This window comes from Xanthovirga aplysinae (genome assembly GCF_009711365.1).
Taxonomy (GTDB): Bacteria; Bacteroidota; Bacteroidia; order Cytophagales; family Cyclobacteriaceae; genus Xanthovirga; species Xanthovirga aplysinae.
The window spans coordinates 1-2,326 of sequence record NZ_SMMB01000554.1 but is presented as its reverse complement, the minus strand read 5'-3'; the positions used below and the strand labels follow the sequence as shown (position 1 = coordinate 2,326).

Here is a 2,326-nt window from a genome sequence, read left to right as displayed (position 1 = left end):
TACAAATTTTTATTAATTTAGGCTTATACTTATATGTACCATAAACAAAATCAGATTTTTCAACTATTTCTAAAAATTATCCATGAAAAGACTTTTTTTATTAGGTTGCTTTGGACTTTTTTCTCTAACCTCCTTTGCTCAAACCCAATTTGGACTTTATCTTTCCACCGGTTTACAAACCAATCGAATTGAGACCTCAGGAGAGTATTCCGGATTCCAAGCCAATAAAATACATGCAAGCTTCTCCTTTGGGCCAACAGTCAATTTTTTTCTCACAGAAAATACTGCTTTTAATTCAGGCATTTACTATACCCCAAAACGAGTACATCTAGAAAATAATACTGAAGGGCCCATTCGGGAAATGGACTCAAGATTGCAATATCTTCAACTTCCTTTAAGTATCCGTTTCAACACCAATGAAATTGCTTTAGACACAAAATTATACTTTCAATTAGGAGGACTAGCTGAAGTTCTAATTCATGAGAAAGAACAATCTGAATTGTTCCCAAAAGGTTATAATTGGATGGACGCATCGTTATTACTGGCCGCAGGTGTCGAGAGAAAAATAGGAACTACCAACACAGTATTTGCAGGAATTAGTTACAAAAGAGGGCTCACAAATATCGTTTCAACAAAAAATATAACAGACGGTAATTTATCCATAAAAAACGACCTAATCAGCCTTGATATCGGAATATTTTTCTAGATGCAAATATGAAAAAAGCCCCGGCATTGCGGGGCTTCTTCCTTTTAAATGTTTTCTACTTCAATTTCTTCTCCGTTACGATTGTAAAATTTAAAGGAGGTGAGACCTAACGAAGAATCCTGTATCAATTTTATCCAGTTATAGTATTTAAAAAACCATTTTACCTGGATTGATATCAACCCCTTTGTAAAATAAGCAAACAAAAATGGGTGAAGTGAAATGGTAATATTTTTTTCATTCTGCTTCCTCATGACAAAATCAAGATTTCGTTCAATCTGATCAGAAACTAATATGGAAGCTGAAATTTTACCTGTCCCCCCGCAGGTAGGACATTTTTCTCTGGTAACAATATTCATTTCCGGTCTTACCCGCTGCCTGGTGATTTGCATCAATCCAAACTTACTTAAAGGAAGAACCGTAAATTTTGACCGTTCAGTTTTCATCTCCTCTTTCATCGTTTCAAAGAGAAGCTTCTTATTTTCTGCCCTTCTCATATCAATGAAATCAATAACAATGATTCCACCCATATCTCTAAGGCGTAACTGACGGGCAACTTCTTTGGCGGCCTGAATGTTTACATTGAGTGCGGTGGTCTCCTGATCAGTCTCCACATTTGACTTATTCCCGCTATTAACATCAATAACATGCAACGCCTCCGTGTGTTCAATAATCAAATAACCTCCTCCTTTGAGGCTAACTGATTGACCAAATAAAGACTTTACTTGCTTTTCAATACCATAGTTTTCAAAGATCTTTGCTTTTCCACTATAAAGTTTAACAATTTTTTCCTTATCTGGAGCAATTCGATGAATATACGACTTAATCTCGTTGTACATCGAGGTGTCATCAACAACTATGCTGTCAAATGACTCGTTTAACATATCTCGCAACATGGATGAGGCACGGCTCATCTCTCCTATCACCTTCTCTCTTGGTTTGGCAGTTTTTAAGCTTTTTACTCCTTCTTCCCAAATTTTCAACGAATCTCGCATATCCTTATCCAGATCTGCGACATCTTTCCCCATCGCGACTGTACGGATGATTACGCCAAAATTATCGGGTTTTATAGAAGAAATCAGTCTGATTAACCGCTTCCTTTCTTCATTATCGGTAATTTTCTTAGAGATATTTACCGTATTTGAAAAAGGCACCAATACTATGAATCTCCCGGCGATAGATAACTCGCAGGATAATCGAGGCCCTTTTGTTGAAATAGGTTCCTTTACAACTTGAACAAGGATCTGTTTTCCTTTGGTGAGTACCTGTGATATCTTTCCAAATTTATCAATATCAGGCTCTACCTTAAAGTTACTTAACTTATGTGAAGTAATTTTTTTGGACTGTATCTGCTTGGTGAATTTATTTAATGAATTCACCTGAGGTCCTAAATCAAGATAATGCAGGAAGGCATCTTTTTCATATCCCAAATCAATAAAAGCGGCGTTGAGTCCCTGAACCACTTTTTTTACAGTGCCCAGGTAAATATCGCCGACTTTAAACTGATTTTCTTGTTCGTCCCTATGGAACTCTACCAGATTTTTATCCTTTAAAAGGGCTATACGACATCCTTCTTGAGTTGAATCGATTACTAACTCATTACTCAACTCTGTATTTTTTAAA

Annotated in this window: 2 protein-coding genes; one reads left to right on the top strand and one right to left on the bottom strand. The window is 36.3% G+C overall.

The window, feature by feature from the left end:
• Positions 1–82: 82 nt before the first annotated feature.
• Entirely contained in the window at positions 83–706 is a 624-nt protein-coding gene (locus tag E1171_RS02640; RefSeq protein ID WP_155203806.1) for a porin family protein, read from the top strand.
• A gap of 44 nt (positions 707–750) precedes the next feature.
• Here E1171_RS02640 and E1171_RS02635 read toward each other — a convergent pair whose 3' ends face one another.
• Positions 751–2,310 carry an Rne/Rng family ribonuclease gene (locus E1171_RS02635; protein ID WP_155203804.1) on the bottom strand — a complete coding sequence of 520 codons (1,560 nt, stop codon included), beginning with the start codon at positions 2,308–2,310 and terminating at the stop codon, positions 751–753.
• Between the last annotated feature and the right edge of the window lie 16 nt (positions 2,311–2,326).

Coding starts and splice junctions, on each gene's coding strand:
- E1171_RS02640 (WP_155203806.1), top strand. CDS start 83: ATGAAAAGACTTTTTTTATTAGGTTGCTTTGGACTTTTTTCTCTAACC.